The following is a 562-nucleotide window of genomic DNA, read 5'->3' as shown; positions in this document are numbered from 1 at the left end:
CTCGACGGCGGCGGCCTCGGTCGCGGGGGTCGGGGCCTTGCGCGCCTGCGTGCGACCCGCGTGCACGGGCACCCGCACGAGTCCGTACAGCGTCGGCTCGACCCTGGCCCGGCGCATCGCGGCCTCGTCGATGTCGAGCACCTCGCGCTCCGCCGTCGGGAGCCCGCCGTGGTCGATCCAGTCGGCCGCGAGGGCTCCGGCCGCGCGCGGACTCACCGCGAACACGGGCGAGTACATCTTCACGCCCGCGGGCACCCCGAGCACGGCCGGGGTGCCCGCGCGACTGCGGAGTTCGGTCGAGGTCCGGCCGGGAGCGGGAGCCACGGTCGCGCGACCGTCAGTTTTCTCCGGAGTTGTGAGCGCCGCAGCGAGGTCGAGCCCCGCGACCGCATCGCGCAGTGTGCCGTCACCCCCGACGACGAGGATCAGCTCGACCCCGTCCGCCGCGAGGGCCGCGACCGCCCGGGACGTGTCGGCGGCCTCGGTCCGGACGGCCAACGCGGGGGTGGAGAGCACGCGGGGCCGGAGCCCGGCGGCGCGCACCGCGTCGGCACCCAGGACT

1 protein-coding gene is annotated in these 562 nt (G+C 77.0%); it reads right to left on the bottom strand.

The window, feature by feature from the left end:
• A partial coding sequence (locus tag DW309_RS08925; protein ID WP_205812713.1) for an NAD(+)/NADH kinase occupies positions 1 to 562 on the bottom strand: 562 nt, incomplete at both ends.

The organism is Microbacterium sp. K41 (assembly GCF_004794395.1).
Lineage (GTDB): Bacteria > Actinomycetota > Actinomycetes > Actinomycetales > Microbacteriaceae > Microbacterium > Microbacterium sufflavum.
The sequence above is the reverse complement of the archived record's forward strand: the minus strand, read 5'-3'. Positions and strand labels throughout refer to the sequence as shown.